The sequence below is a fragment of the Pantoea sp. Cr_R13 genome (genome assembly GCF_029222565.1).
Lineage (GTDB): Bacteria > Pseudomonadota > Gammaproteobacteria > Enterobacterales > Enterobacteriaceae > Pantoea > Pantoea eucalypti.
Window position 1 is genome coordinate 393,512 of sequence record NZ_JARHXL010000013.1, and the last position, 22,258, is coordinate 415,769.

20 protein-coding genes and 1 tRNA gene are annotated in these 22,258 nt (G+C 52.6%); 10 read left to right on the forward strand and 11 right to left on the reverse strand.

The window, feature by feature from the left end:
• The first annotated feature begins 66 nt into the window (after positions 1 to 66).
• Positions 67 to 2,286: a catalase/peroxidase HPI gene (katG, locus tag P2R09_RS09465; RefSeq protein WP_275769053.1), complete on the forward strand. Its 2,220-nt coding sequence runs from the start codon at positions 67 to 69 to the stop codon at positions 2,284 to 2,286.
• 149 nt (positions 2,287 to 2,435) lie between these two features.
• Here katG and P2R09_RS09470 read toward each other — a convergent pair whose 3' ends face one another.
• The 4 genes from P2R09_RS09470 to P2R09_RS09485 are packed head-to-tail and all read right to left on the reverse strand — an operon-like array spanning position 2,436 to position 6,374.
• On the reverse strand, positions 2,436 to 3,167 hold the full coding sequence (locus tag P2R09_RS09470) for a proteasome-type protease (protein WP_008926035.1): 732 nt from the start codon (positions 3,165 to 3,167) through the stop codon (positions 2,436 to 2,438).
• 26 nt (positions 3,168 to 3,193) lie between these two features.
• Entirely contained in the window at positions 3,194 to 3,988 is a 795-nt protein-coding gene (locus P2R09_RS09475) for a transglutaminase family protein (RefSeq protein ID WP_004571352.1), read from the reverse strand.
• Entirely contained in the window at positions 3,988 to 4,929 is a 942-nt protein-coding gene (locus P2R09_RS09480) for an alpha-E domain-containing protein (protein ID WP_275769056.1), read from the reverse strand. Before P2R09_RS09480 ends, P2R09_RS09475 begins: the two co-directional genes overlap by 1 nt.
• Positions 4,923 to 6,374, reverse strand: coding sequence for a circularly permuted type 2 ATP-grasp protein (locus tag P2R09_RS09485; RefSeq protein WP_275770664.1), 1,452 nt, complete (start codon positions 6,372 to 6,374; stop codon positions 4,923 to 4,925). Before P2R09_RS09485 ends, P2R09_RS09480 begins: the two co-directional genes overlap by 7 nt.
• A 313-nt stretch (positions 6,375 to 6,687) precedes the next feature.
• Between P2R09_RS09485 and P2R09_RS09490 the strand changes: the two genes are divergently transcribed.
• A complete protein-coding gene (locus P2R09_RS09490) occupies positions 6,688 to 6,924 on the forward strand; it encodes a type II toxin-antitoxin system CcdA family antitoxin (protein ID WP_008926032.1) in 237 nt (78 codons plus the stop codon).
• Positions 6,925 to 6,926: 2 nt separating this feature from the next.
• Complete coding sequence (locus P2R09_RS09495) at positions 6,927 to 7,241, forward strand: CcdB family protein (RefSeq protein ID WP_008926031.1); 315 nt, start codon at positions 6,927 to 6,929, stop codon at positions 7,239 to 7,241.
• 281 nt (positions 7,242 to 7,522) lie between these two features.
• On the opposite strand, the gene P2R09_RS09500 is transcribed toward P2R09_RS09495, so the two are convergent.
• Positions 7,523 to 7,598 (reverse strand) — tRNA-Asn (locus tag P2R09_RS09500).
• A gap of 332 nt (positions 7,599 to 7,930) precedes the next feature.
• On the opposite strand from P2R09_RS09500, the gene P2R09_RS09505 reads away from it, so the two are divergent.
• A complete protein-coding gene (locus P2R09_RS09505; RefSeq protein ID WP_008926030.1) occupies positions 7,931 to 9,052 on the forward strand; it encodes a Gfo/Idh/MocA family oxidoreductase in 1,122 nt (373 codons plus the stop codon).
• 88 nt (positions 9,053 to 9,140) lie between these two features.
• Here the strand turns inward: P2R09_RS09505 and P2R09_RS09510 are convergent, their stop codons facing one another.
• The 3 genes from P2R09_RS09510 to P2R09_RS09520 all read right to left on the reverse strand — a co-directional run bounded on the left by P2R09_RS09510 (position 9,141) and on the right by P2R09_RS09520 (position 12,082).
• A complete protein-coding gene (locus P2R09_RS09510) occupies positions 9,141 to 9,971 on the reverse strand; it encodes a glycosyltransferase family 8 protein (RefSeq protein ID WP_275769059.1) in 831 nt (276 codons plus the stop codon).
• A gap of 12 nt (positions 9,972 to 9,983) precedes the next feature.
• Entirely contained in the window at positions 9,984 to 11,366 is a 1,383-nt protein-coding gene (locus P2R09_RS09515) for a D-arabinono-1,4-lactone oxidase (protein WP_275769061.1), read from the reverse strand.
• 83 nt (positions 11,367 to 11,449) lie between these two features.
• Complete coding sequence (locus tag P2R09_RS09520; RefSeq protein ID WP_008926027.1) at positions 11,450 to 12,082, reverse strand: TetR family transcriptional regulator; 633 nt, start codon at positions 12,080 to 12,082, stop codon at positions 11,450 to 11,452.
• Between the two features lie 162 nt (positions 12,083 to 12,244).
• On the opposite strand from P2R09_RS09520, the gene P2R09_RS09525 reads away from it, so the two are divergent.
• The gene (locus tag P2R09_RS09525; RefSeq protein WP_008926026.1) at positions 12,245 to 12,784 is read left to right on the forward strand and encodes a DUF2058 domain-containing protein; all 540 of its coding nucleotides are present in this window, start codon (positions 12,245 to 12,247) and stop codon (positions 12,782 to 12,784) included.
• Positions 12,785 to 12,800: 16 nt separating this feature from the next.
• Here P2R09_RS09525 and P2R09_RS09530 read toward each other — a convergent pair whose 3' ends face one another.
• Complete coding sequence (locus P2R09_RS09530; protein ID WP_008926025.1) at positions 12,801 to 13,499, reverse strand: RluA family pseudouridine synthase; 699 nt, start codon at positions 13,497 to 13,499, stop codon at positions 12,801 to 12,803.
• An 80-nt stretch (positions 13,500 to 13,579) separates the two neighbouring features.
• Positions 13,580 to 13,714, reverse strand: a complete 135-nt coding sequence (locus P2R09_RS09535) for a hypothetical protein (protein ID WP_255348850.1) — start codon at positions 13,712 to 13,714, stop codon at positions 13,580 to 13,582.
• Between the two features lie 200 nt (positions 13,715 to 13,914).
• On the opposite strand from P2R09_RS09535, the gene P2R09_RS09540 reads away from it, so the two are divergent.
• Positions 13,915 to 14,175 (forward strand): hypothetical protein, encoded by a 261-nt coding sequence (locus tag P2R09_RS09540; protein ID WP_008926024.1) that lies wholly within the window; start codon positions 13,915 to 13,917, stop codon positions 14,173 to 14,175.
• 434 nt (positions 14,176 to 14,609) lie between these two features.
• On the opposite strand, the gene P2R09_RS09545 is transcribed toward P2R09_RS09540, so the two are convergent.
• On the reverse strand, positions 14,610 to 16,520 hold the full coding sequence (locus tag P2R09_RS09545) for a methyl-accepting chemotaxis protein (protein ID WP_008926022.1): 1,911 nt from the start codon (positions 16,518 to 16,520) through the stop codon (positions 14,610 to 14,612).
• A 513-nt stretch (positions 16,521 to 17,033) separates the two neighbouring features.
• On the opposite strand from P2R09_RS09545, the gene P2R09_RS09550 reads away from it, so the two are divergent.
• The 4 genes from P2R09_RS09550 to P2R09_RS09565 all read left to right on the forward strand — a co-directional run bounded on the left by P2R09_RS09550 (position 17,034) and on the right by P2R09_RS09565 (position 22,258).
• Positions 17,034 to 17,306 (forward strand): hypothetical protein, encoded by a 273-nt coding sequence (locus tag P2R09_RS09550; protein ID WP_039659875.1) that lies wholly within the window; start codon positions 17,034 to 17,036, stop codon positions 17,304 to 17,306.
• 891 nt (positions 17,307 to 18,197) lie between these two features.
• A complete protein-coding gene (locus P2R09_RS09555; protein ID WP_008926020.1) occupies positions 18,198 to 18,788 on the forward strand; it encodes a fimbrial protein in 591 nt (196 codons plus the stop codon).
• An 82-nt stretch (positions 18,789 to 18,870) separates the two neighbouring features.
• On the forward strand, positions 18,871 to 19,560 hold the full coding sequence (locus P2R09_RS09560; protein WP_275770666.1) for a fimbria/pilus periplasmic chaperone: 690 nt from the start codon (positions 18,871 to 18,873) through the stop codon (positions 19,558 to 19,560).
• Between the two features lie 37 nt (positions 19,561 to 19,597).
• On the forward strand, positions 19,598 to 22,258 hold the full coding sequence (locus tag P2R09_RS09565) for a fimbrial biogenesis usher protein (protein WP_275769067.1): 2,661 nt from the start codon (positions 19,598 to 19,600) through the stop codon (positions 22,256 to 22,258).

Below are 22,258 nucleotides of genomic sequence, written 5' to 3' on the forward strand. Positions count from 1 at the left end.
GACAGGTGTGCGATCCTGAAAATCCTCTATAGAGTAGCGATGAAAATACAAAAAAGAGGTGTGACCATGAGCAATTCCGTTGATGAAGATGCAAAAGATGCAAAGCCTATTGTCGAAGCCGATCGCGAAGCGCCTGAGGGCAAATGTCCTTTTCACGCGGGCAAACCACCTCAGTCAAATCAGGCGCCGGGTGGCGGAACAACTAACCGTGACTGGTGGCCGAATCAACTCCGGGTTGACCTGCTGAACCAGCACTCATCCCGTTCGAACCCGCTTGATCAATCCTTCGATTACCGTAAAGAATTTGCCAAATTAGATTACTCTGCACTGAAAGCTGACATCAAAGGGTTGCTCACCGAATCACAATCCTGGTGGCCCGCTGACTGGGGCAGCTATATCGGTCTGTTTATTCGCATGGCCTGGCACAGCGCCGGAACCTATCGCTCCGTGGACGGACGCGGTGGTTCGGGCCGTGGTCAGCAACGTTTCGCCCCGTTAAACTCCTGGCCTGATAACGTCAGCCTGGATAAAGCGCGCCGTTTACTGTGGCCAATCAAACAGAAATATGGTCAGAAAATCTCCTGGGCCGACCTCTATATTCTGGCGGGTAACGTTGCGCTGGAAAACTCCGGGTTCCGCACCTTTGGCTTTGGTGCCGGCCGTGACGATGTCTGGGAACCGGATATGGATGTGAACTGGGGCGAAGAAGCGGCCTGGCTGGAACACCGTCATCCTGAATCTCTGGCGCAGTCACCACTGGGCGCCACTGAAATGGGTCTGATCTACGTGAACCCGGAAGGTCCGGAACACAGCGGTGATCCTGCTTCTGCGGCCCCGGCTATTCGTGCCACCTTCGGCAACATGGGCATGAACGACGAAGAGATCGTCGCGCTGATTGCAGGTGGTCATACGCTGGGTAAAACCCACGGTGCCGCACCCGCCAGCCACGTCGGTGTCGATCCCGAAACCGCGCCCATTGAAGCGCAGGGCCTGGGCTGGGTTAACAGCCACGGCACGGGTGTCGGTGCAGATGCGATTACCTCTGGCCTGGAAGTCATCTGGTCTCAGACGCCTACCCAGTGGAGCAACTACTTCTTCGAGAACCTGTTCAAATATGAGTGGGTCCAGACGCGCAGTCCGGCGGGCGCTATTCAGTTTGAAGCGGCTGATGCACCGGAAATCATCCCGGATGCGTTTGATTCCACGAAGAAACACAAACCGACCATGCTGGTCACTGACCTGACGCTGCGCTTTGACCCGGAATTTGAAAAAATTTCGCGTCGATTCCACAACGATCCGCAGGCGTTCAATGAAGCCTTTGCCCGTGCCTGGTTTAAGCTGACGCACCGTGATATGGGGCCAAAAGCGCGTTACATCGGTCCGGAAGTGCCACAGGAAGATCTGATCTGGCAGGATCCGCTGCCTGCACCGGTTTATCATCCAACCGTGGCAGATATCGCCCAGCTGAAAGAGAAGATTGCAGCATCCGGTCTCAGCGTCAGCGAGCTGGTGTCAGTTGCGTGGGCCTCGGCATCCACCTTCCGTGGTGGCGACAAGCGTGGTGGTGCCAACGGTGCCCGACTGGCGCTGCTGCCGCAACGTGAATGGCAGGTCAATGCCATCGCGGCACGCGTGTTGCCGACGCTGGAAGCGATCCAGCGCGAAGCACACAAGGCTTCACTGGCAGATGTGATCGTGCTGGCGGGTGTTGTGGGCGTTGAGCAGGCGGCGAAAGCGGCTGGCGTCGCGATTGAGGTTCCGTTCACGCCGGGCCGCGTTGATGCGCGTCAGGATCAGACCGACATCGAGTCGTTCGATCTGCTGAAACCCCGTGCTGATGGTTTCCGTAACTACGGCACTGGCTTTGGCAAAACCACCACTGAAAGTCTGCTGATCGATAAAGCGCAACAGCTGACGCTTACTGTGCCGGAGTTAACGGTGCTGGTGGGCGGGATGCGTGCACTGGGTGCTAACTTTGATGGCAGCCAGCATGGCATCTTCACGCACCATGTGGGATCGCTGAACACAGATTTCTTCGTAAACCTGCTGGATATGCGTACCGAATGGAAAGCGACTGATAGCAGCAACGAGCACTTTACCGGACGTGATCGTGTTAATGGAGAAACCCGTTTCACCGCCACCCGCGCCGACCTGGTATTCGGTTCTAACGCGGTGTTACGTGCCTCGGCGGAAGTCTATGCCAGCAGTGATGCCCGTGAAAAATTCGTCAAAGACTTTGTGGCCGCCTGGACCAAAGTGATGAATCTGGATCGGTTTGATATCTGACTGGTGTTAACGCGGTAAAACGCTGACAAGTGACTGCACCCCAAAAGTTGGTAATCCAACTGAGTAGGGTGCAGTTTTTTTTTGCGCGCTATGCTTTTGATGGCAGGTCTGAGGCGATCCCTTTTCCTCAGACCTGATGTGGCAGATAATTACTCGTCCAGTTTCAGCGGCGGCAACTGCGCAAAAATGCTCAGCAGCCCTTCGCCCCAGCCTTTGCGGATCATGTCGAAATAGGGGTGCGTTTCGGTAATCCGGTGCTGCTGCGCGGCACTAAAGCTGTCTTTGGGGTAGGTCATCACATCCAGCGGCAGGCCCACGGAAAGATTACTGCGCAGTGTGGAGTCCATCGAAATCAGCGCACATTGCATCGCCTGATCCAGGGCGGTGTCGTAGTTCAGTACGCGATCGATAATCGGCTTACCATACTTACTCTCACCAATCTGGAAATAGGGCGTGTCGTGTGTGGCTTCGATGAAGTTCCCCTGCGGATAGATGTGGAACAGCCGCAGACCTTCCCCGTTAATCTGTCCGCCGAGCAACAGGTTGCAGCTGAAATCTGTATTGCCGCCCTGATTTGCGCCGCTGTCCCGGGCAATGACTTCACGCACCGTTTCACCCAGCAAACTGGCGGCATCATACAGGGACGTTACGTTCAGCAGGTTTTCCCGCTCATCATCTGCGCAGCGACGATGCAGCAGACTGATAATGCTCTGTGTGGTTGCCAGATTTCCGGCACTCTGGATCACCAGCACGCGTTCATCGCTTTGATGAAAAACATGCAGTTTACGGAAGGTGGAAATATGGTCCACTCCGGCATTGGTGCGTGAATCTGAAACAAACACCAGGCCAGAGGACAAGCGCATGGCCACACAGTAAGTCATAAAATGGCTTCCTCAGGTATTCAGGATCATTGCGGAACGTCGAGCATGGCAACGGCGGCAACAGTGCGCATGTCTTCGCTTCCTCCACCTAACCGGATACCGCGGACCGGGCATGCATCAAGATAATCTATGCCGATAGCCAGTTTCAAATGCTGATTCGGTTGGCAGGTGTTATTGGTGACATCAAAGCTCTGCCACCGGTCATCCAGCCAGGCTTCCGCCCAGGCATGCATGGCCACATGTGCGGAGTCTTCCGAGTATAGATAACCGCTGACATAACGCGCCGGGATACCCAGGCTTCGGCAGCAGGCCAGGAAAACATGCGTGTGGTCCTGACATACGCCGGTTTGGGCGGAAAAGGCCTGGGAAGCGCTGTCTTTTACCGTGGTGCTGCCGGGGTTATAGGGCATTTTCAGCAGCAGTTCGCCCATCAGATTGCACAGACTCTCATGCTGTGCCTGCGGCCGGTAGTAACGACTGGCGAAATCGCGGATCGCGCCATCGGCCAGCGTCAGCGGGCTGGTGCGCAGAAACACCAGTGGTGAGAGATGCCCGCAATTATCGTCTTCCGTATTATCTTCAATCTCCACCACGCCGTTGGCGACAATGGTAATGGCCTGATGGGGCTGGTCGAGTGTCAGAACATGCAGGATATTGCCATAAGCATCCAGCGTGCGGGTGGCGTATTCCGGCAAGGTCAGATCCCACGACAATATCTTCTGATGACTGGAATCCTGTGGCGTAAGGCGAAGATATTGCGTGCTGTGTTTAACCTGTTGCGCATAGCTGTAGTGCGTCTGATGCGTGACATTCAGTTTCATTATTGAGCCTCCAGATAGGTTTGATGAATGCACTCAGCGATGGCATTGGTCTGATCCAGAAACTGCATCAGCCAGGGACTGAGACCCATCTCAACAATTTCGTCCATTTCAGTGAAGCGCAGCTGAGCGTAAAGGGTATGAACGCGACGACGGGGCTGATTACCCGCGCTGCCACCGATCTCATCCAGCTCCTGGGCCATAAGTTCGATGCAGGAAAGCAGAGAACGCGGTAGCTCGCGGCGCAGTATCAACAGCTCGGCGATACCTCTCTGGCTGATTTGTTGCTTATAAAGCGTGTGGAACGCTTCGCGGGCGCTGACTGCACGCAATAGCGTGTCCATCCGGTAGTATTCACGCACCGGATCCTCATCGGCGTTCAACAGCTGATTTTTAGCATCCAGCAGGCGCGCGGTGCTGTCTGCGCGTTCCAGCAGGGTACCGAGGCGGATGAAGTTTTGTGCATCACTGCGCAGCAAGGTGCCAAACATCGCCCCACGGAACAGATGTGAACGCTCTTTGACCCAGTCAAAGAACGCGTCTGCACCGGCAGAACCGACGCCCTGGCGGCGAATCAGTTTCATCTCTATCCACGTGGCATTGATGCTTTCCCAGACTTCAGAGGAAAGACTGCCGCGCACCGCATGCGCATTGTTCCAGGCCATTTGCAGACAACTGAAAATGCTGCTGTGGTTGAAACTGTCCAGTGCGAAGAAATTAAGCAGATTCCCCATCGACGCCTGCGGATAGTGCTCGTCGAACAGCTCCCGCGTGCCGGTCATGGTCAGCGGGACCAGCAAATCATTGTTTTCATCGCGTGCGTGGACATCACGGATCGACATCATCGACAGCTTATTGGTCACGTCCAGCAGGCGTGCAATTGTCTCGGCGCGTTCCAGATAACGTGCCATCCAGTACAGTTCGCTGGCTGTTCTGCTTAGCATGCGTCATCCTCCGTCGCATTTTCTTCCAGTACCCAGGTATCTTTAGTTCCGCCGCCCTGAGAGGAATTCACCACCAGTGAGCCTTCTTCCAGTGCTACACGGGTTAATCCACCCGGTACCAGACGAATTTCGGCGCCGGTCAGCGCAAAGGGCCGCAGGTCGATGTGACGCGGTGCGAGCCCGTTATCGACAAAGGTCGGGCAGGTGGAAAGCGCCAGCGTTTCCTGCGCGATGTAATTTTCCGGGCGGGTGCGCAACAATTCGCGGAAGCGTTCGATTTCCGCCTTGCTGGCCTTGGGTCCAATCAGCATGCCGTAACCGCCTGCACCATGAACCTCTTTCACCACCATTTTTTCCAGGTTTGCCAGTACGAAAGAGAGATCGCTCTCTTTGCGGCATTGCCACGTCGGCACGTTATTGAGAATGGGATCCTCAGCAAGGTAGTAACGGATCATCTCCGGGACGTACGGATAGATCGATTTATCATCTGCCACGCCGGTGCCTATCGCATTCGCCAGCACCACACCACCGGATCGGTAGACCGACAGCAGGCCGGGAACGCCGAGCATGGAATCGGCGCGAAACGCCAGCGGGTCGAGGAAGGCGTCGTCGATACGCCGATAGATCACGTCAATTCTGCAGGGACCTGCAGTAGTACGCATGAACACCGCGCCGTCTTTCACGAACAGATCGACACTTTCAACCAATTCAACACCCATTTGTTGTGCGAGGAAGCTGTGCTCGAAATAGGCGCTGTTAAAGCGGCCAGGTGTCAGTACCACAACGGTCGGATCGTTGACGGTGGTGCTTTCGCGCAGGGTTTGCAGTAAGTGAGAAGGGTAGCGGGAAACCGGCGCGATACGCTGCCCGGCAAACAGTTCGGGATATAACCGCATCATCATTTTGCGGTTTTCCAGCATGTAAGAGACACCAGAGGGCGTGCGAAGGTTATCTTCCAGCACGTAATATTCGCCATCGCCTCCCCGCACCATGTCGGTTCCGGCAATGTGGGCGTAAGTATCACGGTGAAGGTCGATACCCTGCATGCAGGGCTGATACTGCTCGTTGGCCAGCACCTGTTCAGCGGGGACGATCCCTGCTTTAAGGATCTTCTGGTCGTGATAAATATCATGCAGAAACGCATTGAGTGCCTGAACCCGCTGACGAATCCCGCGCTCAAGCATCTGCCATTCGATGGCCGGAATAATACGTGGCACGCTGTCGAACGGGATCAGCCGTTCCGCGCCATCGTCTTCACCATAAACATTAAAGGTAATCCCCACCCGGTGAAACAACAGCGCAGCTTCCTCTTTTTTGCGCTGGACGGCCTGCTGATCGGCTTTCTGTAACCACTGCCAGTAGTCCTGATAATGGCTGCGGTGTTTACCTTCAGCCATCAACATTTCATCAAAAAAGGGTGAATCGGAAAGGTCAATCTTGATCATCATCACCTCACAAACAGGACAGGCTGCAATTGAATCGTTCAATAACACTGACGATCAGGCATAAAGTGTGCCAGGGTGCAAAACAGGCTGAAAATCAGGGAAAAAGGGGATGAACTGCCCTGTTTGGGTGCGGCTCGCTTTCAGGTTGTGTGAAAAGAGGGCAAAAACAGGGCGCTCACTTTAAATATGGTCGCTGATGAGGCAATTGCCAGTGATGTTTGCAGAACTGCAACGGTAACAGAGCCTGTTTTTGGTGTTATGATAAGTGTATTTCCCCGTGTAATGCGCACGTGTTTCATTTAGGAGAGAAACCATGACCGCGAAACAACGCAACACGCAGAGCGTGACCATGACAGTAGAACGTGCCTTACTGGTAAGAGCGCGTGAAGCGGGCATTAATCTGAGTGCTACCCTGACAGCTGCCCTGGATGCAGAGCTTCGCTCTCATGAAGCGAAAAAATGGCAGGAAGAAAACAGAGAGGCTCTCGCAGCATTAAATCGTTTTCATGATGAGCAGGGGTGTTTCAGCGATGAATACAGGACGTTTTAATTATGCAATTCACTGTATACGGTAATACCGGGAAAAGCGTCGTTTACCCGCTGTTGCTGGATGTCACGAGCGATATTATTGGGCAATTAAATCGTCGGATAGTGATCCCATTGCTCCCTATTGAAAAGTATCCGGCAGGCCGCCGACCGGATCGCCTTGTCCCCGTCGTCAGGCTGACGGATGGCAAAGAATACGCTGTAATGACCCACGAGCTGGCAAGTATCCCTGTCCATGCCTTAGGTGCGGTGTTTTGTGATGCTTCGCAGTACCGCACTCAGGTAAAGGCGGCAATAGATTTCCTGATTGACGGAGTTTAATGTTTCTTACTTAAGCTGGTGGCCTGTCCAGGCAATGGCACAATCTCAGGCATGCTCATTTTTATTCCACGTGATGAATAGCGGATACCGCTGATGGCTCTAACGTCAGGGGAAATGGGGCTGGTTTTATTGCTGAAATTAATCTCTATTTGTTGGGCAATACGCCATTCGCCGCAGCGATAAACAGATGGAGCAAGCTATGTCGGCATATGGGTTAATTGCAGGGCCAGGTGATGAATAACAAAAAGCCCGCTTAGTTTCCTAAGCAGGCTTTTCTAATTTGGCTCCTCTGACTGGACTCGAACCAGTGACATACGGATTAACAGTCCGCCGTTCTACCGACTGAACTACAGAGGAATCGTTTGAACGGGGCGCATAGTAACGGCCACGCCGGAGCATGTCAAAGCTCTTTTTCATAAATTCGCGCAACTGCTGAAATAGTCGCCACTATCGCGTGTTATGCCGTGACAGTACGTGCTGCAAGGAGCATTCATGCGGAAAAAGAGGCACGCAAAAATGAGGTGTTTATGAGGTGTTCTGATGGTGCAAAGCGCTTGTCAGACTGCTTTGCGCGTGATTTAAGCGGATAGTTTTTTACGGCCGTCACAAAGTCTCTATTCTCGCTTTGTCAGCAACAGAAACGAAACGTAGATTTCATTTCAATCCTGAACAGAATATACGGAGTTGACATGAACAAAGTCAGAATCGGCATGATCGGCAGCGGCTATATCGGGCGTTGCCACGCCATTGCCTACGCCCAGGCACCCACCGTCTTCGCGCTCAAAGGCGAAATTGTGCGGGAGATGCTGGCCGAAGTGAATCCTGAACTGGCGGCCCGACAGGCAGCAACCTTTGGTTTTGCGCGTTCAACCGGCGACTGGCGCGCGCTGGTCAGCGATCCGGCGATTGATGTGGTGGATATCTGCGCGCCTAACTTCCTGCATAAAGAGATGGCGCTGGAGGCGATACGCCACGGCAAACATGTCTATTCAGAAAAGCCGCTGTCGCTGAGCGTGGCGGACGCGCAGGAGATGGTCGCGGCGGCTGAAGCCGCAGGGGTAAAAACGCTGGTCGGCTTCAACTATATGAAAAACCCCACCAGCCAGCTGGCAAAAGAGATCATTGCCAATGGCGAAATTGGTGACGTGGTGCATTTCTACGGCACCCACAACGAAGATTACCTCGCCAGACCGGAAACCCCGCTCGACTGGCACTGCCAGAAAGCGCTGGCCGGTCTGGGTGCGCTCGGCGATCTGGCGGCGCACATCGTCAATATGGCGCACTACCTGGTCGGTGACATTGCAGAGGTCAGCGGTGACATGATGACAGTGATCACCTCACGTCCCGATCCCAAAGACTCTGCCCGGCAGTTACCGGTTGAAAACGAAGATCAGGCCAGCGCGCTGCTGCGCTTCTCTAATGGCGCACACGGCGTGATTGAAACCTCACGCATCGCCTGTGGCGCAAAAATGGGGCTGACCTACGTCGTCACCGGCACCAAAGGCACACTGCGGTATACCCAGGAGCGCATGGCGGAGCTTGAGCTTTATCTGCATGACGATCCCGCCGGACGGCAGGGTTTCAAAACACTTCTCACCGGGCCAGCTCATCCTGATTACGCGAACTTCTGTGTTTCAGCCGGGCACGGCATCGGATTTAACGATCAAAAAACGGTGGAGATCCGCGATCTGATCAACGGTATCGCAGCGGGTGATCGCATGTGGCCCGATTTCGCAGAGGGATTGCAGGTGCAGAAAGTCCTGGAAGCGATTGCGCACTCCGCAGAGCAGCGCCGCTGGATCGAGGTGTAATGCAGCGTCACAGGTGAGAGGAAATTGCCGCTGCGGCAATGAATGCCGTCGGGCAGGGCGGGAACCTGGGTTCACCGCCCTGACGTAATCAGATCAAGCCGCTTTTTTCCCACCACAGCTTGTCCAGCGCATAGAACCGGTCACGCTGGCTCTCAGGCTGATTGAGATCGCGTTTCCACGGCTTCGCCAGAATATAGTGCAGGTTCTTCACCTCATCATCCTGCCAGAGGCCACGGTGCTGGAAGGGCAGCGTTTTTAACGCATTGTAGATATAAGGGAGCGGTTTCCAGCGTTCCGCGAACACTTCATTCAGCAGATCCTGTTCAGAGAAAGGATAAGCGCTGAGATCATCAATGGCGGCAATACGTTTTTCCAGTGCGTCGAACATTGCGTTGTCAGGCTTCAGCACCAGAAAACCGCCGTTCAGATAATAGTCGACGCTCTCCGGGGCCTGCTCACCGCGTGCCTGCCAGGTGTAATGACACTGCTCTGGCTGCCATTCTGGCGGATAAGAGGCAATCTGGTTGGGATTACAGCGGCAGGCGTGACAGGCAGCCAGCGGGTTGTCACCCAGATCCAGCGTAAACAGCTCATCCATGTTTTTAAGGACCAGCATATCCGCATCCAGGAACACCACGCGCTGATAATCGGTGAGCTGCCAGGCGCGTAGCTTGGTCCAGACCTCACCAAACTGCGCCGAGGCGTAATGCTGATCGAGATCGTCACGCGGATAGAGCGGATCGACCGGTTTAATCACACAGCCTTCATTTTGCAGAATCTGACAGTCAGCGTCTGAAATCGCCGATGTAGTCATCACCACCAGCGGCCACTGGCTCTGGCTCTCTTTCAGCGAACGGTGCAGCGCTTTCACGCCCACCAGATAATCGGGTTGTGTTAACAGCGTTACCCAGGCAAACATAGCTTTCCTCAATCAGTCAAAAAGTGGCGTGATGTAGTCGTTACCCAGTCGGCCCTGCGGGTCGAGCTGGCTGCGCAGGGCGCGGAAGGCGTCCCACTTCGGATAGATCTCACGCCAGTTGTAGCGTTCTTCGTCGTAATACTTGCCCCAGTGCGGGCGTCCACCCTCCTCGGCGAGCAATTTTTCCACTTCAGTCAGGAAGTGCAGGCCTTCCTGAGACAGCGAGCCATCATCGGCGTAATAGACGACAAAGCCGAAAAAGCAGGTGGGCTGGTCAGTTGCCGGGCTGAGCCAGGCTGACGATGCGCCAGTGCAGCGCAGGATAATCGGGTAGTGCATATGCGGACGGTTTTCGGCATACCATTGCTTGATCCGGCAAATAATGGCCGGCGTTTTTGCCAGCGGTACGCCGATTTCCACATTGATCTGGGGAACTGCAATGCCTCGGCAGAAGAGCTGGTAGATGTCACCGGTAACATCAGTGAAATCACGAAAACGGGTAACGGTGCGGAACTGTTTTCCCCCTTTGCCCTCAATCTGAGTATCGCGGTGCATATGCGCCAGCGTCTGGTCGATAGTGTCATTAAGACTCTCATCAACCTCACCCTCATGTTCCACCACCTGACGACCCTGTGCTTCATAGCGATCACGCTCTTCGGCACTCGCTTCATGGGCGTTCCAGACATGCATCACGTTGTCGTCAACAAACCACCACGCTTTGCTCAGCGGATAGTCGTTGTTCCAGCGCAACAGGTCCTCTTCAAGCATATCGGCGGACACGGCATTCTTGTGGCAGGTGAAAATGCGAAACGGCTGGGTACGAAGTTTTACCGCAGTAACAATGCCCAGCGCCCCAAGAGAAACCTGCGCGGCCGGGAAGTCAGCTTCACCACGAACAAATTCGCGTACGCTGCCATCGGCCAGCACCATCCGGATTGCCAGCGCCTCATCGGCGATCGAACTCTGCTGTAAACCCTGGCCGTGCGTGCCGGTCGCCATCGCACCGGCCAGCGTCTGAATCGCTATCACACCTGGTGAAGATGCCAGCATACGGTTCATTTCGGTCAGGCTGCGATAAACCTGCTCAAGCGGGGTCGCGCCACCAAAGGTCACGCTCTCTTCATCGCTGGCGAGCTGACCACTCAGTGCGCTGAGATCAAGCAACACATCATCATCAGCGACGTGCAGCATGCGGCCTGGCGACAGCTTGCTGCCAATCACCCGAATCTGACCGCGTGACTCCCGAAGAAGTGTCTGTAATTCCGCTTCACTGGCGGGACGCTGAACCTGCTGACGACGGCCGATCTGCGCGTTCTGCGCCCAGTTCCACAGTGCATCATCATCGGGTTTAATATGGGTCTGACGAAGCGGATAGAGGCGTGCGTCTCTGGTCACAACAGCATTCCTTATTATTGCATTTAAAAGACAAGTATCACTAAGCGTAGACTATTGCCAAATGCAGTCAGGAATGCCGGTAATTATTTACGGATGTAACGTAACGTTGCGGTGACAGCCAGCTGACGATTGCGGCGAATACTCTCCGCCTCGCTGTTATCAGGGCTAAACAGGGCGTTGAAAGTATAACGGTTTGAAACGTGGTGAACGCAGATGCTGCTGATCAGGCGATGAACATCAATGGTCTGCACGCCGGATGTAAACACGCCCTGTTGCTGACCACGCGCCAGGATATCATCCAGCAGATCCAGCGCACTGCGGTTCAGTGCTTTTATCTGCGCCGACTGGGAAATATAGCGACCGCGCAGCAGGTTCTCACTGCAGACCAGCCGGATAAAATCGGGATGCTCGACATGGTAATCAAAACTGGCTTCCACCAGCCGTGTCATAGCCAGCTCTGGCTCCATCGCCGCCAGATTAAGGCCCGTTTCATGCTGACGTATCTGCTGATAAACCTGTTCCAGCACGTCGATATAAAGCTGTTCTTTACTGCCAAAGTGATAAACCACCATGCGTTTCGTGGTCTGCGCATGCTCAGCAATCTGCTCCAGCCGCGCACCCTGCATACCAAATTCTGCAAACGTCTTTAGTGCGCCAGCAATGATGCGTTTTTTCAGCCCTTCAGGGTCATTTTTACGTTTTGTTAGTTCTGACATGGTGCTCAATAAAGTGATTCTGACCGGGGAATGTTAGCACAGTGTTGAGTGGCTGCCTGCAACCGCAGGCGCAGCAGATGCGGCAACCTGGCACACGCCGGACGATTGCAGGTATAATCCCGGATAGAATTTCACAGCTTCAGAGACGACTCAGAGACCACAATGACAAAACTCACCTTGCAAGAGCAGATGCTGAAAGCGGGATTGGTATCCAGCAAAAAAATGGACAAGGTTCAGCGCACAGCTAAAAAATCCCGTGTTCAGGCGCGCGAAGCCAGAGCCGCGGTGGAAGACAACAAAAAGGCGCAGCTTGAGCGGGATAAGCAGCTGAACGAACAGCAGAAGCTGGCTGTGCTGTCGAAAGAGTACAAAGCCCAGGTCAAGCAGTTGATTGAGATGAACAAAATTGATGTGGCAAAAGGCAACATCACCTTCAATTTTACCGACAATAACCTGATTAAAAAGATCATGGTGGACAAGCCGACGCAGACGCAGCTGATTAATGGTCGTCTCGCCATTGCTCGCCTGGCTGCTGACGCCAGTGGTGAGAGCCGGTACGCTATCATCCCGGCCAGCGTAGCGGATAAAATTGCGCAGCGTGATGCCAGCGCCATCGTGTTAAACAGCGCATTAAGCGAAGAAGCACAGGACGAAGATGATCCTTATGCTGATTTCAAAGTGCCTGATGATTTGATGTGGTAATTGTGTTCTGACCCATTCAGAACGGGCTGGCGGCAGAGAGTTGCATTACCTCGCCGCTCACAGGATGAATAAACGTCAGCCCACTGGCGTGCAGCATCAGTCTCTCTGCCTTTTCGGCGCCCGGCATCAACAGACCACCGTAAAGATCACAGCCCAGAATCGGGTGCCCCAGCTGCTGACAGTGAATACGCAGCTGGTGGGTGCGTCCGGTTTCGGGCGTCAGTTCAACCCGTGTGACCGGCAACGCGTCTCCTTCACTTCCCTGATAATAACCGCGTTCAGTGACCCGGTAGCGTGAGCGTGCGGGTTTGCCCCTGATGGTGCATATCGTCATTCGGGGAAACAACGCCGGATCTTTCGCGATGGCAGCATCAATGACTCCCTCATCATCGGACAGATGGCCGCACAGCAGGGCCTGGTAGGTTTTGTTCACGCTACGCTGGCTGAACTGCTGGCACAGAGCAGCGTTAATCGCCTTGTTTCGTGCAACAACCATCAGGCCGGATGTGCCGAAGTCGAGCCGATGCACCAGCGTGCAGCCAGGGAAAAGGCCGACCAGCCGGTGATGCACCGAATCAAGATTTTGAGGATTTTTACCTGACAGGCTCAGCAATCCGCCGGGTTTATTGATCACCAGCAGATGTGCATCCTGAAAGAGAAATGTGATCTCATCAAAGCAGGGTGGGGCGATAAACGTATCGATAATGGCAGACATGGTGCAACCGGCAGACAAAGGGCTGGAGATCATAACCTATTGCCCGGTCACTGACGACGACGACAGACTTCGCCGGGCCTTTATTCTCCCGTGATGGTTTCACCGCTTTGTGTGGCGAGCGACTGGCTGGCCTGATGCGTTCCGAACCCCGCCTGAGCAACAAATACTGAGCATACCGTCGCGGCTAACAACGTGAGAAGAACAGAAAGTTTCATGGCTGCATCCAGTGCTGATAAGGGCAGTCAGTCTGGCAGGAACGGTGACAGAGACAAACAGAACAATCCGGAAAAAAACTTTTAGTACATTTGAACAGCAACTTGCACGATTTTTAGTGATTTATTCGGGCAAGTCTCGCCTTAACGACTACAGTCTCTGGTGAGGTTGTCATCAATTCGTACCAAATGGAGGATTTTCTGTGTTAATTCAAAACGACGAGAAAGGCCACGTAATTATTGGCGAAGCGGCACTAAGCCTTGCCCTGGGTGAGAAAGAAATCAGTATCGCATCACTCTTTACTCAGCTGGGTTTGATGGCGAAATCTGAGAGCAACGCTGATCGACTGGAGAAAATCGACAAAGCCAGAAGCTGGCTGAGTAGTTTTACGTCACCAGCGGTTGCCCAGCAGCAGGTGCCGTACCTGCGAACGCTTGCAGGCCTGAACGAAGAGCTGAACTAGCCCCGATAGAACTGACGCCAGTGGACGTAGTCCGGCTCCGGCCGGAAAACGACGAAGCGGACAACCTCAACGGTTGCGCGAGAGCGTATACCGGCCGGAGATAATGTCATGGACGACACTTCTCCTGCCCTCGAAAACTGCACCTTTGTTCGCGACATCATCCCTTTCTACTACAACCTGCCAGATCCCTTTCTGCCTGCAAACTGCCAGTCTGATACAAATCAGGCGAGAGCCACATCGCTCCGGCCATCCAGCCAGATTGTATCGCTGTCTTCATATTCAAGATCTTCGCGTCGTGCCTGCGGCAGCCGTTGCGGTAGCCTTTCTGTATATCGACTGTCTGGTTGTCTGAAGATAATGACTATTTCAGCCAGCCTCGTTGTGACAAGGCTGGCTGAATTAACGTGCAGGTCAGATTGACGCGTTGCTACGGGTTAAAAACTCTCCCAGCTGGCGTCTGAGGATGCCGCCACAGGCACAGCAGGCACTAAACGTGGCGTCAGGACCGGAGTCCGGGTTTGCACGGCAGAGAGACGGAACACAGCCACTGTTTTTTCCAGTTCATCTGCCTGCGACTCCAGAGAGCTGGCTGCAGCGGAAGACTCTTCAACCAGCGCGGCGTTCTGTTGCGTGGTGGTATCCATTTCGGCCATGGCCGTGGCAATCTGAGAAATACCGCGGTTTTGCTCGTCAGATGCGGCAGCAATCTCACCCATAATGTCTTTAACCTGACTGACTGAGCGGACGATGTCATTCATCGTGGTACCGGCGCGTTCAACAAACGCAGAGCCATCCTGCACCCGGTCAAGTGACTCGCGAATCAGCGTTTCAATCTCTTTAGCGGCCAGTGAGCTGCGCTGGGCCAGATTTCTCACTTCACCCGCAACCACCGCAAACCCGCGACCCTGTTCACCTGCGCGTGCTGCTTCCACGGCAGCGTTGAGTGCCAGGATGTTAGTCTGGAAAGAGATGCTATTGATGACGTGAATGATTTCGCCAATTTTCCCTGAACTCTGGCTGATGCTGTCCATGGTGACGATAACATCCCGGATAATTTCACCACCGCGTCCGGCATTCACCGAGGCATCGGTCGCCAGCTGACTTGCATGGTGGGCGTTCTCCGCATTCTGTTTCACCGTCGAGGAGAGCTCTTCCATACTGGCAGCCGTCTGAACCACAGCGGCAGACTGCTGTTCAGTGCGCGATGACAGGTCGGTGTTGCCTGCGGCAATTTCTGCCGAAGCGCGCGCCACGCTGCTGACACCATCACGCACGTTGGTGATGATGTTCTGCAGGCTGATGTTCATCGCATCCACGGCCTGCATCAACTGACCTAACTCATCGCCACGCGTGGTTTTCAGCGAGGTTGTTAAATCACCGCTGGCGATACGCTGCGCGGCATTCAGCGTCTCTTTCAGAGGCAGCGTTATGCTGCGGGTAATTCGCCAGGCAATCAGGAGGCTCAGAAAAACACAAATCAGCGCGGCAAACGCAATACGCCACTCCGCCTGTTTAATGAACTCTGCAGAAAGCTGAGACTGGAAAGCAAAGGTATCAGAGACTGCCGCATTGAGCCGTTCAGCATCAGCAGTAAGGTCCGCAGATTCGCCTTTTTCTTTCTCTGAAGCATCAATATAGCGCGTTAAAGCCTGGCGCTGCTGCGCAAGCGAGTTTAGTAAATTTCGTGTGGCATCACTGATGGTGGGCTGAGCAAAAATATCCAGCTGCTCACTCAGCGTATTAATCGCAGTGTATTCTTCCAGGACCGCATCTCTGCTGGCCTCTGTGGGTTTATCCAGAAATGCTTTTTCAACATTGGCGGCATCAAACAGGGCGGCAGCCAGATGCATGACGGGCAGGGCCGCATCCGGTGACTGAGCCATATCGAGCGATTCAAACTGATGTGCAAAACCGATCAGGGCACCGGGTTTAATCGCATTGAGAGCGGCGGAGGTCGTTTCCGCAGATGCCACAAATTTCTCACGCTGGTTCTTATAGTCGTTGAGCAGCTGTCCCATCAGGGTGACTTTCTGCTGACCAGTCTCATCCCATTTGAATCCATCCAGCCGTTTATAAAGTGCTTCTAAATCCTTCAGGGCCTGAACGTTCTGTGACGCAAATTTAGGATCTTTGGTGTACTGGTAAAGCGTACGGTTAAGACGTGCTTTGCTTAAGGTGTTAACCATTTCTACTGTGATTGTGCGCCGGGCTGAGTTGTCTTTGATACTGCGAAAACAATCAAAAGCCATAAAGGTAATGGCAAGGGAGGCGGCTATGACGACGATAAAACCGGCGCCCAGTTTTTTCCCGATTTTAATATCGGAGATGCGTTGAGTAAGACCCATGAGGTTCACCTTTAATGAGATTCAGAAGCAGAGGAAAACGTAAAAAAGTTAAATAATGCTAAAGATGATCTTTATATCGTCAGGAGGAAGTGAACCTTTAATCTTATTTATGATTTGATGAGCAGCTAATTAATTTATTTATTATGGTTTATTCTGAAATCATTAGTCATCTAATCTTTTTATTTAAATGTAATGCACTGATTTGTAGTTAATTTAATTGAATGTCTGACATATATTGATCTTGATCAAAATTATTACTATGAAAGTGTGAGTTAAAAAAGCTGACTGTTTTCAAATGAAGGAGTTACAGGTTTTACTAATGTTTTTAATTGCACATCTCTATCAGCGATGAGTCAATTCTGCAGGCGGGGTGAAATCTGCGTATTCAGGAACACGCACGATTAAAATTAACGCGCGCGCTAAACCTAAAAAATCTTACACAACAATAACGCTACCGCTCCCGCCACGCATCCGATAGAGTAAAAATCCCACTCTCAATAGTGAGCACAACTGATGCCAGATTACTGTTTCTACACGCAGGGAAAACAGACCATTGCCCTGGCAAGGTCAGATATGAACCGCGCCAGCGAGTTGCTTGCTCAGGGGTTTATAAAAGAGGCTGAAGAAGTGCGTGCTCCTGATGAAAAGCAGGCCGCTGCGCGCTTTGCAGATATCAGAAAAGAGAATGCCATTGATCGGCATAACTTTCTGGCCGGCGCGGGAACAATGCCATTGATTGGCGTGCTCACAGCATTGGCTGCCTTTCTTTTCTGGCGAAAAAAATAATCCTGAATTCCCACAGTTCTTCAGAAAACAGTCGGTAGACTCTCTGACGCTATCGGGCACCGCATCATCACAAAAAGCGGTGCCCGGCGTTAACCCGCCAGCGTCTCTTAATATGATGGGATTATCTCGCTGGAACAAAGAATGAACACCCACGTCCGGCAAGAATATTTATTATCTGTCAGACGATCATCTTCATTCTGAATGACTTCGTATTTACGCAGTTTCCCCTTTCAAAACCACTCAACTAAACATTCTTAGGGATATTATTCATGCCCTCCGCTTGATGTGACAGCGATTAGTTTTTTTAAAATTAAAATCACATTGAGGTTAGCCAGGCGTCACCGAAAAATCACGCTGATTTTTATATCAGACCGTATTAAGTTAACGACTAATAAAATTAGTGATTTCACTAAAAATTCAGTATGGTCTGGACGTTATCCCACATTCCCCCTCACTTCTTTAGTTTTATTCCTTATCAGCTCAGGCATGCAGAAATATAATTTTCAGTATTTAATTTTATATAACAGTATTTTAATGGAATAAAAAGCTATAAACGCAATTTATATGGCTGAATATTGCGAGTCGCCGCCTGTCTGATAATAATTACCGTCATTGAGGTACGGCACAAATCAATCTGAGTGTCAGTGCAAAACGCGCTATTCAGTTCTTAGGTAAGGGCTGAGTCTGAGTGCGTATTGATGTACAGGTTGATGCTGATTAGTGAATAGTAATTTTTATTCTGCGGGTATTTCGCTCTTTACCATTTCACGAATAAATCTGCTGTCAGGTCATGCAGATTTATTCGTAAGATTTGAGAATGGAAAGTATCACAGTTGTGACGTTTTCTATTTCATGATGGAAGTGTAATTATCAACTAATAGGATAGATAAGATGAAAAAAGTTATTCTGGCTTCTTTATTACCGGTATTAATGGCCGGATCATTCGCCTCTTATGCGGCAGAAAGCGCGCCTGCGGCAATCAGTATTGATGGCGGTAAAATTAACTTCACCGGCGCTGTTGTTGCCGCACCTTGTGCTGTGGATAACTCAACGAATGGTCAGAACGTTCCGTTGGGACAGATTGCGACGAACCAGTTACCTAAAAAAGGATCAACCGGTTCTGCCGTGCCTTTCAGCATCAAGCTGATTGGCTGTGATTTATCCCCTCAGGCAGGCGCACCTGCGGAGACGAAAAACTACACCAAAGCATCCATCACCTTCACGGGTCCAACAGTAGACGCCACCACGTTGCAGGTGACAGCAAATGGTGCGGGTCAGCAGCCAGCCAAAAACGTCGGTATTCAGATTATGCAGGCGAATAAGGCTGTGCATGTTGATGGCACTGCCAGCACTGAAGCCAGCAACATCCTGGTGGGTGAAAACGAAATTCCATTCACGGCAACGTATGTAGCAACCGCTGAAACGGGTGTCACTGCGGGTGCGGCAAACAGTTCTGTCAACTTCACGGTGAACTATCAGTAACCGTAACGTCACAGCGTCCGCGACACCCTTGTCGCGGACATACGCATTACTGTTATCAGAGGAACGAACGATGCCGGGTCATATGTTACGAAACACCTTATTTACCCTCTTTATCTCCACTGCGTGTCTGCTGCCTTCTCTGGCAAGTGCAGGCGGAATAATGCTGGGAGGCACTCGCATTATTTATCCGGCAGACCAGAAGCAGGTCAGTATGTCTGTGCGCAATACGTCTGATGACAGCAGTTTTCTTGTGCAGTCCTGGGTTGAACAGTCGGATGACCAAAAAAGTCAGGATTTTGTTGTTACCCCGCCGCTGTATGTCAGTGGGCCGGGTAATGAGAACACCCTTCGTCTGATGTATGTTGGCGCGCCAGCTGCGCCCGACCGTGAAACACTTTATTACTTCAATACCAAAGCCATTCCTTCCGTGGATAAAAAGAAAATGGAAGGGAAAAACATGCTCATGCTGGCAGCCGTCACACGGATCAAATTATTTCTCCGCCCGGCAGGACTCACACCCGCGGTCGATAAAGCACCTGCTGAATTGAAATTTCACCGCGCTGGTGGACAGGTTCGAATTGAAAATCCGACACCTTACTATCTCACGCTGGTTGAGATGAAAGCAGGCGGCAACAGCCTCTCTGACACCATGGTTTCTCCACGCAGCAGCATCACTGTGCCTCTGCCATCAACCTCTGCCGGATCGATAACCTACCGGACAATAAATGATTATGGTGCGGCGACCCCGGAACTGCGTGCAAAAATAATATAACCATCTGTTTTTATTTGAATATTTTGGTGTCTGATGTATGCGTACTCTAAATAAATATAAGCAATATCAGGGAAAGTTAATTATCCAGCCCCGGCTGGCCTGCATCCTCTCACCTGTGGCGTTCTGCGTTGCTGTGGGGCTGATGTTACCCGGCTATGCGCACGCTGACCTTTATTTTCCGACGGAGCTTTTCGCGGCGGATGGGCAGGCAGTCGCAGACCTTTCACGCTTTGGGAAGGTGGGGGCGCAATTACCCGGGAATTATCAGGTTGATATTTATGTTAATAACAGGCAGGTCACCAGCCGCAACCTGCGTTTTATTGATGCCGGTACGCAGGCAGAAGCGCCAGCGGCGGATGCGCGTGCTACATCAGATATACGTGACAATACCGGGTTAATGGCCTGCCTCACCCGCCGGGATCTCTCTGAGCTTGGGGTTAACCTGACGGCGTTTCCTGACCTGAAATCAACATCAGAAGAGGCGTGTGTTTCTCCGGGGAAATTCATTCCTGATGCGTTCACCTCATTTGACTTTCAGAAAATGAGACTCGATATCAGCATTCCACAGGCTGCGATGCAAAACCGCGCACGGGGTTATATCCCGCCGGAGCGGTGGGATGAGGGGATAAATGCAGCCCTTCTGAATTACAGCTACAGCGGAAATACCAGTCATGGTCGTTACGGTAACAGCAGCAGCCACTATCTCAACCTGAACAGTGGACTGAATGTAGGGCCCTGGCGCCTGCGGGATTACCGGACGTGGAATGAATATGAAAGCCGTTATTACCGCTATCGTAAATGGCAGCACGTAAAAACCTATGCAGAACGGGCGATTGTTCCGTTGCGCAGCGAACTGGTCATGGGTGATAGCACAACCAGTGGGGACGTATTTGATTCACTGGGGTTCAGGGGAGTGCAGCTGGAGACGGACGACAGTATGTTGCCCGACAGCCTTCGGGGATTTGCGCCTGTTATCAGAGGGGTTGCCACCACGAATGCGAGAGTCAGCATAAAACAGAATGGCTACACCGTTTATCAGGCATTTGTTTCCCCTGGTGCGTTTGCGATTAATGACCTCTATCCGGTTTACTCCAGCGGAGATCTTGAGGTAACGGTTACCGAAGCGGATGGCAGCACACATAACTTCACCGTGCCATATTCATCCGTACCCGTACTTCAGCGTGAGGGGAATGTTAAGTACTCACTGACAGCTGGCCGTTTTCAGGCGGGTGGTGACAGTTATAACAACCCGGAATTCGCTCAGGGCACGCTGGTATGGGGATTACCACACAACGTCACCCTGTATGGCGGGATGCAATATTCAGAGAATTATCTCTCCGGGCTGATTGGCGGCGGGCTGAATCTGGGGCTGCTCGGTGCACTTTCCGCGGACATCACGCAGGCCGACAGTACGCTTGCCGATGGCACACGTCATAAGGGGCAGTCCCTGAGGTTTTTATACGCACGCTCCCTTAACGCTCTGGGAACAACGTTTCAGTTAACGGGATATCGTTACTCCACGCAGGGTTTTCATACGCTTGATGAGACGGCTCTCAAGGGAATGAAGGGCTGGCGGTATGACACAGACACGGTTGATGCAGAAGGAAAGCCGGTAAAGCAGCCTTATACCGATTATTACAACTTATATAACAATCGCCGCGCGAAAATTCAGGCAAGTGTCTCCCAGCGAGTGGGAGATATCGGCTCACTCTATCTTACCGGCGTCAGGCAGACCTACTGGAACAGTGCTGACGCCACGGACTCGCTGCAGGCCGGGTTTAACAGCGCTGTCGGGCCGGTGAATTATAGTCTGTCATGGAGTTACAACCGCGATGCCGGACGTGGAGGTGCGGATAAATCACTCTATTTCTCTCTGTCCGTTCCACTCAATGCACTACTGTCAGGCGAGGGAGAAAGCAGTCGTCATCCTGTGTATGCCACCTACAGTGCAGGACGAGATGGGAACGGTCATATCTCGCATCAGGCCGGCGTGAGTGGCTCCGCCCTTGAGGGAAATAACCTCGGCTGGAACCTGTCCCAGGGATATACACGCAGCAGTGGCAACAGTGGCAGTCTGAGTACGAACTACAGAGGTGGATACGGAAGTGGTAATGCGGGCTACAGCTACAGCAGTAACTATAAACAGCTGAGCTACGGTGTCAGGGGAGGTGTGCTGTTGCATGCAGACGGCGTAACCCTGGGTCAGCCGATAGGCGAAACCGGTGTTCTGATTGCTGCGCCAGGCGTATCCGGGGCGGCGATTGAGAATGAAACCGGTGTTCGTACAGACTGGCGCGGCTATGCAATCAAACCTTATGCCTCCGTCTACCGCGAAAACCGTGTGGCTCTGGACACCGCCTCATTTGATGATCACACCGATATTGATGATGCCGTCAGCCGTGTTGTGCCAACACGGGGCGCCATTGTACGAGCTTCGTTTAAGGGACATACAGGCAGTCGGGTACTGATGACGCTGACACACAACGGTAAACCGCTGCCCTTTGGGACCATCGTCACCGCCGGAGAGAAGACCGGCATTGTAGGAGATGAGGGACTGGTTTATCTGTCGGGAATGCCAGCAAAAGGAATGGTCAGTGCAGTGTGGGGCGAGGGCAAAAGTCAGCAATGTTCTGCGCCCTGGACGCTACCAGACGCAAAAGATCAGGCAGTCATCAGAATCAACAGCGTGTGTCGATGA

Excerpts from the sequence above, each read along its gene's own strand:
- katG (WP_275769053.1), top strand. The coding sequence starts at position 67 with ATGAGCAATTCCGTTGATGAAGATGCAAAAGATGCAAAGCCTATTGTC.
- P2R09_RS09470 (WP_008926035.1), bottom strand. The coding sequence starts at position 3,167 with ATGACTTACTGTGTGGCCATGCGCTTGTCCTCTGGCCTGGTGTTTGTT.
- P2R09_RS09475 (WP_004571352.1), bottom strand. The coding sequence starts at position 3,988 with ATGAAACTGAATGTCACGCATCAGACGCACTACAGCTATGCGCAACAG.
- P2R09_RS09480 (WP_275769056.1), bottom strand. The coding sequence starts at position 4,929 with ATGCTAAGCAGAACAGCCAGCGAACTGTACTGGATGGCACGTTATCTG.
- P2R09_RS09485 (WP_275770664.1), bottom strand. The coding sequence starts at position 6,374 with ATGATCAAGATTGACCTTTCCGATTCACCCTTTTTTGATGAAATGTTG.
- P2R09_RS09490 (WP_008926032.1), top strand. The coding sequence starts at position 6,688 with ATGACCGCGAAACAACGCAACACGCAGAGCGTGACCATGACAGTAGAA.
- P2R09_RS09495 (WP_008926031.1), top strand. The coding sequence starts at position 6,927 with ATGCAATTCACTGTATACGGTAATACCGGGAAAAGCGTCGTTTACCCG.
- P2R09_RS09505 (WP_008926030.1), top strand. The coding sequence starts at position 7,931 with ATGAACAAAGTCAGAATCGGCATGATCGGCAGCGGCTATATCGGGCGT.
- P2R09_RS09510 (WP_275769059.1), bottom strand. The coding sequence starts at position 9,971 with ATGTTTGCCTGGGTAACGCTGTTAACACAACCCGATTATCTGGTGGGC.
- P2R09_RS09520 (WP_008926027.1), bottom strand. The coding sequence starts at position 12,082 with ATGTCAGAACTAACAAAACGTAAAAATGACCCTGAAGGGCTGAAAAAA.
- P2R09_RS09525 (WP_008926026.1), top strand. The coding sequence starts at position 12,245 with ATGACAAAACTCACCTTGCAAGAGCAGATGCTGAAAGCGGGATTGGTA.
- P2R09_RS09530 (WP_008926025.1), bottom strand. The coding sequence starts at position 13,499 with ATGTCTGCCATTATCGATACGTTTATCGCCCCACCCTGCTTTGATGAG.
- P2R09_RS09535 (WP_255348850.1), bottom strand. The coding sequence starts at position 13,714 with ATGAAACTTTCTGTTCTTCTCACGTTGTTAGCCGCGACGGTATGCTCA.
- P2R09_RS09545 (WP_008926022.1), bottom strand. The coding sequence starts at position 16,520 with ATGGGTCTTACTCAACGCATCTCCGATATTAAAATCGGGAAAAAACTG.
- P2R09_RS09550 (WP_039659875.1), top strand. The coding sequence starts at position 17,034 with ATGCCAGATTACTGTTTCTACACGCAGGGAAAACAGACCATTGCCCTG.
- P2R09_RS09555 (WP_008926020.1), top strand. The coding sequence starts at position 18,198 with ATGAAAAAAGTTATTCTGGCTTCTTTATTACCGGTATTAATGGCCGGA.
- P2R09_RS09560 (WP_275770666.1), top strand. The coding sequence starts at position 18,871 with ATGTTACGAAACACCTTATTTACCCTCTTTATCTCCACTGCGTGTCTG.
- P2R09_RS09565 (WP_275769067.1), top strand. The coding sequence starts at position 19,598 with ATGCGTACTCTAAATAAATATAAGCAATATCAGGGAAAGTTAATTATC.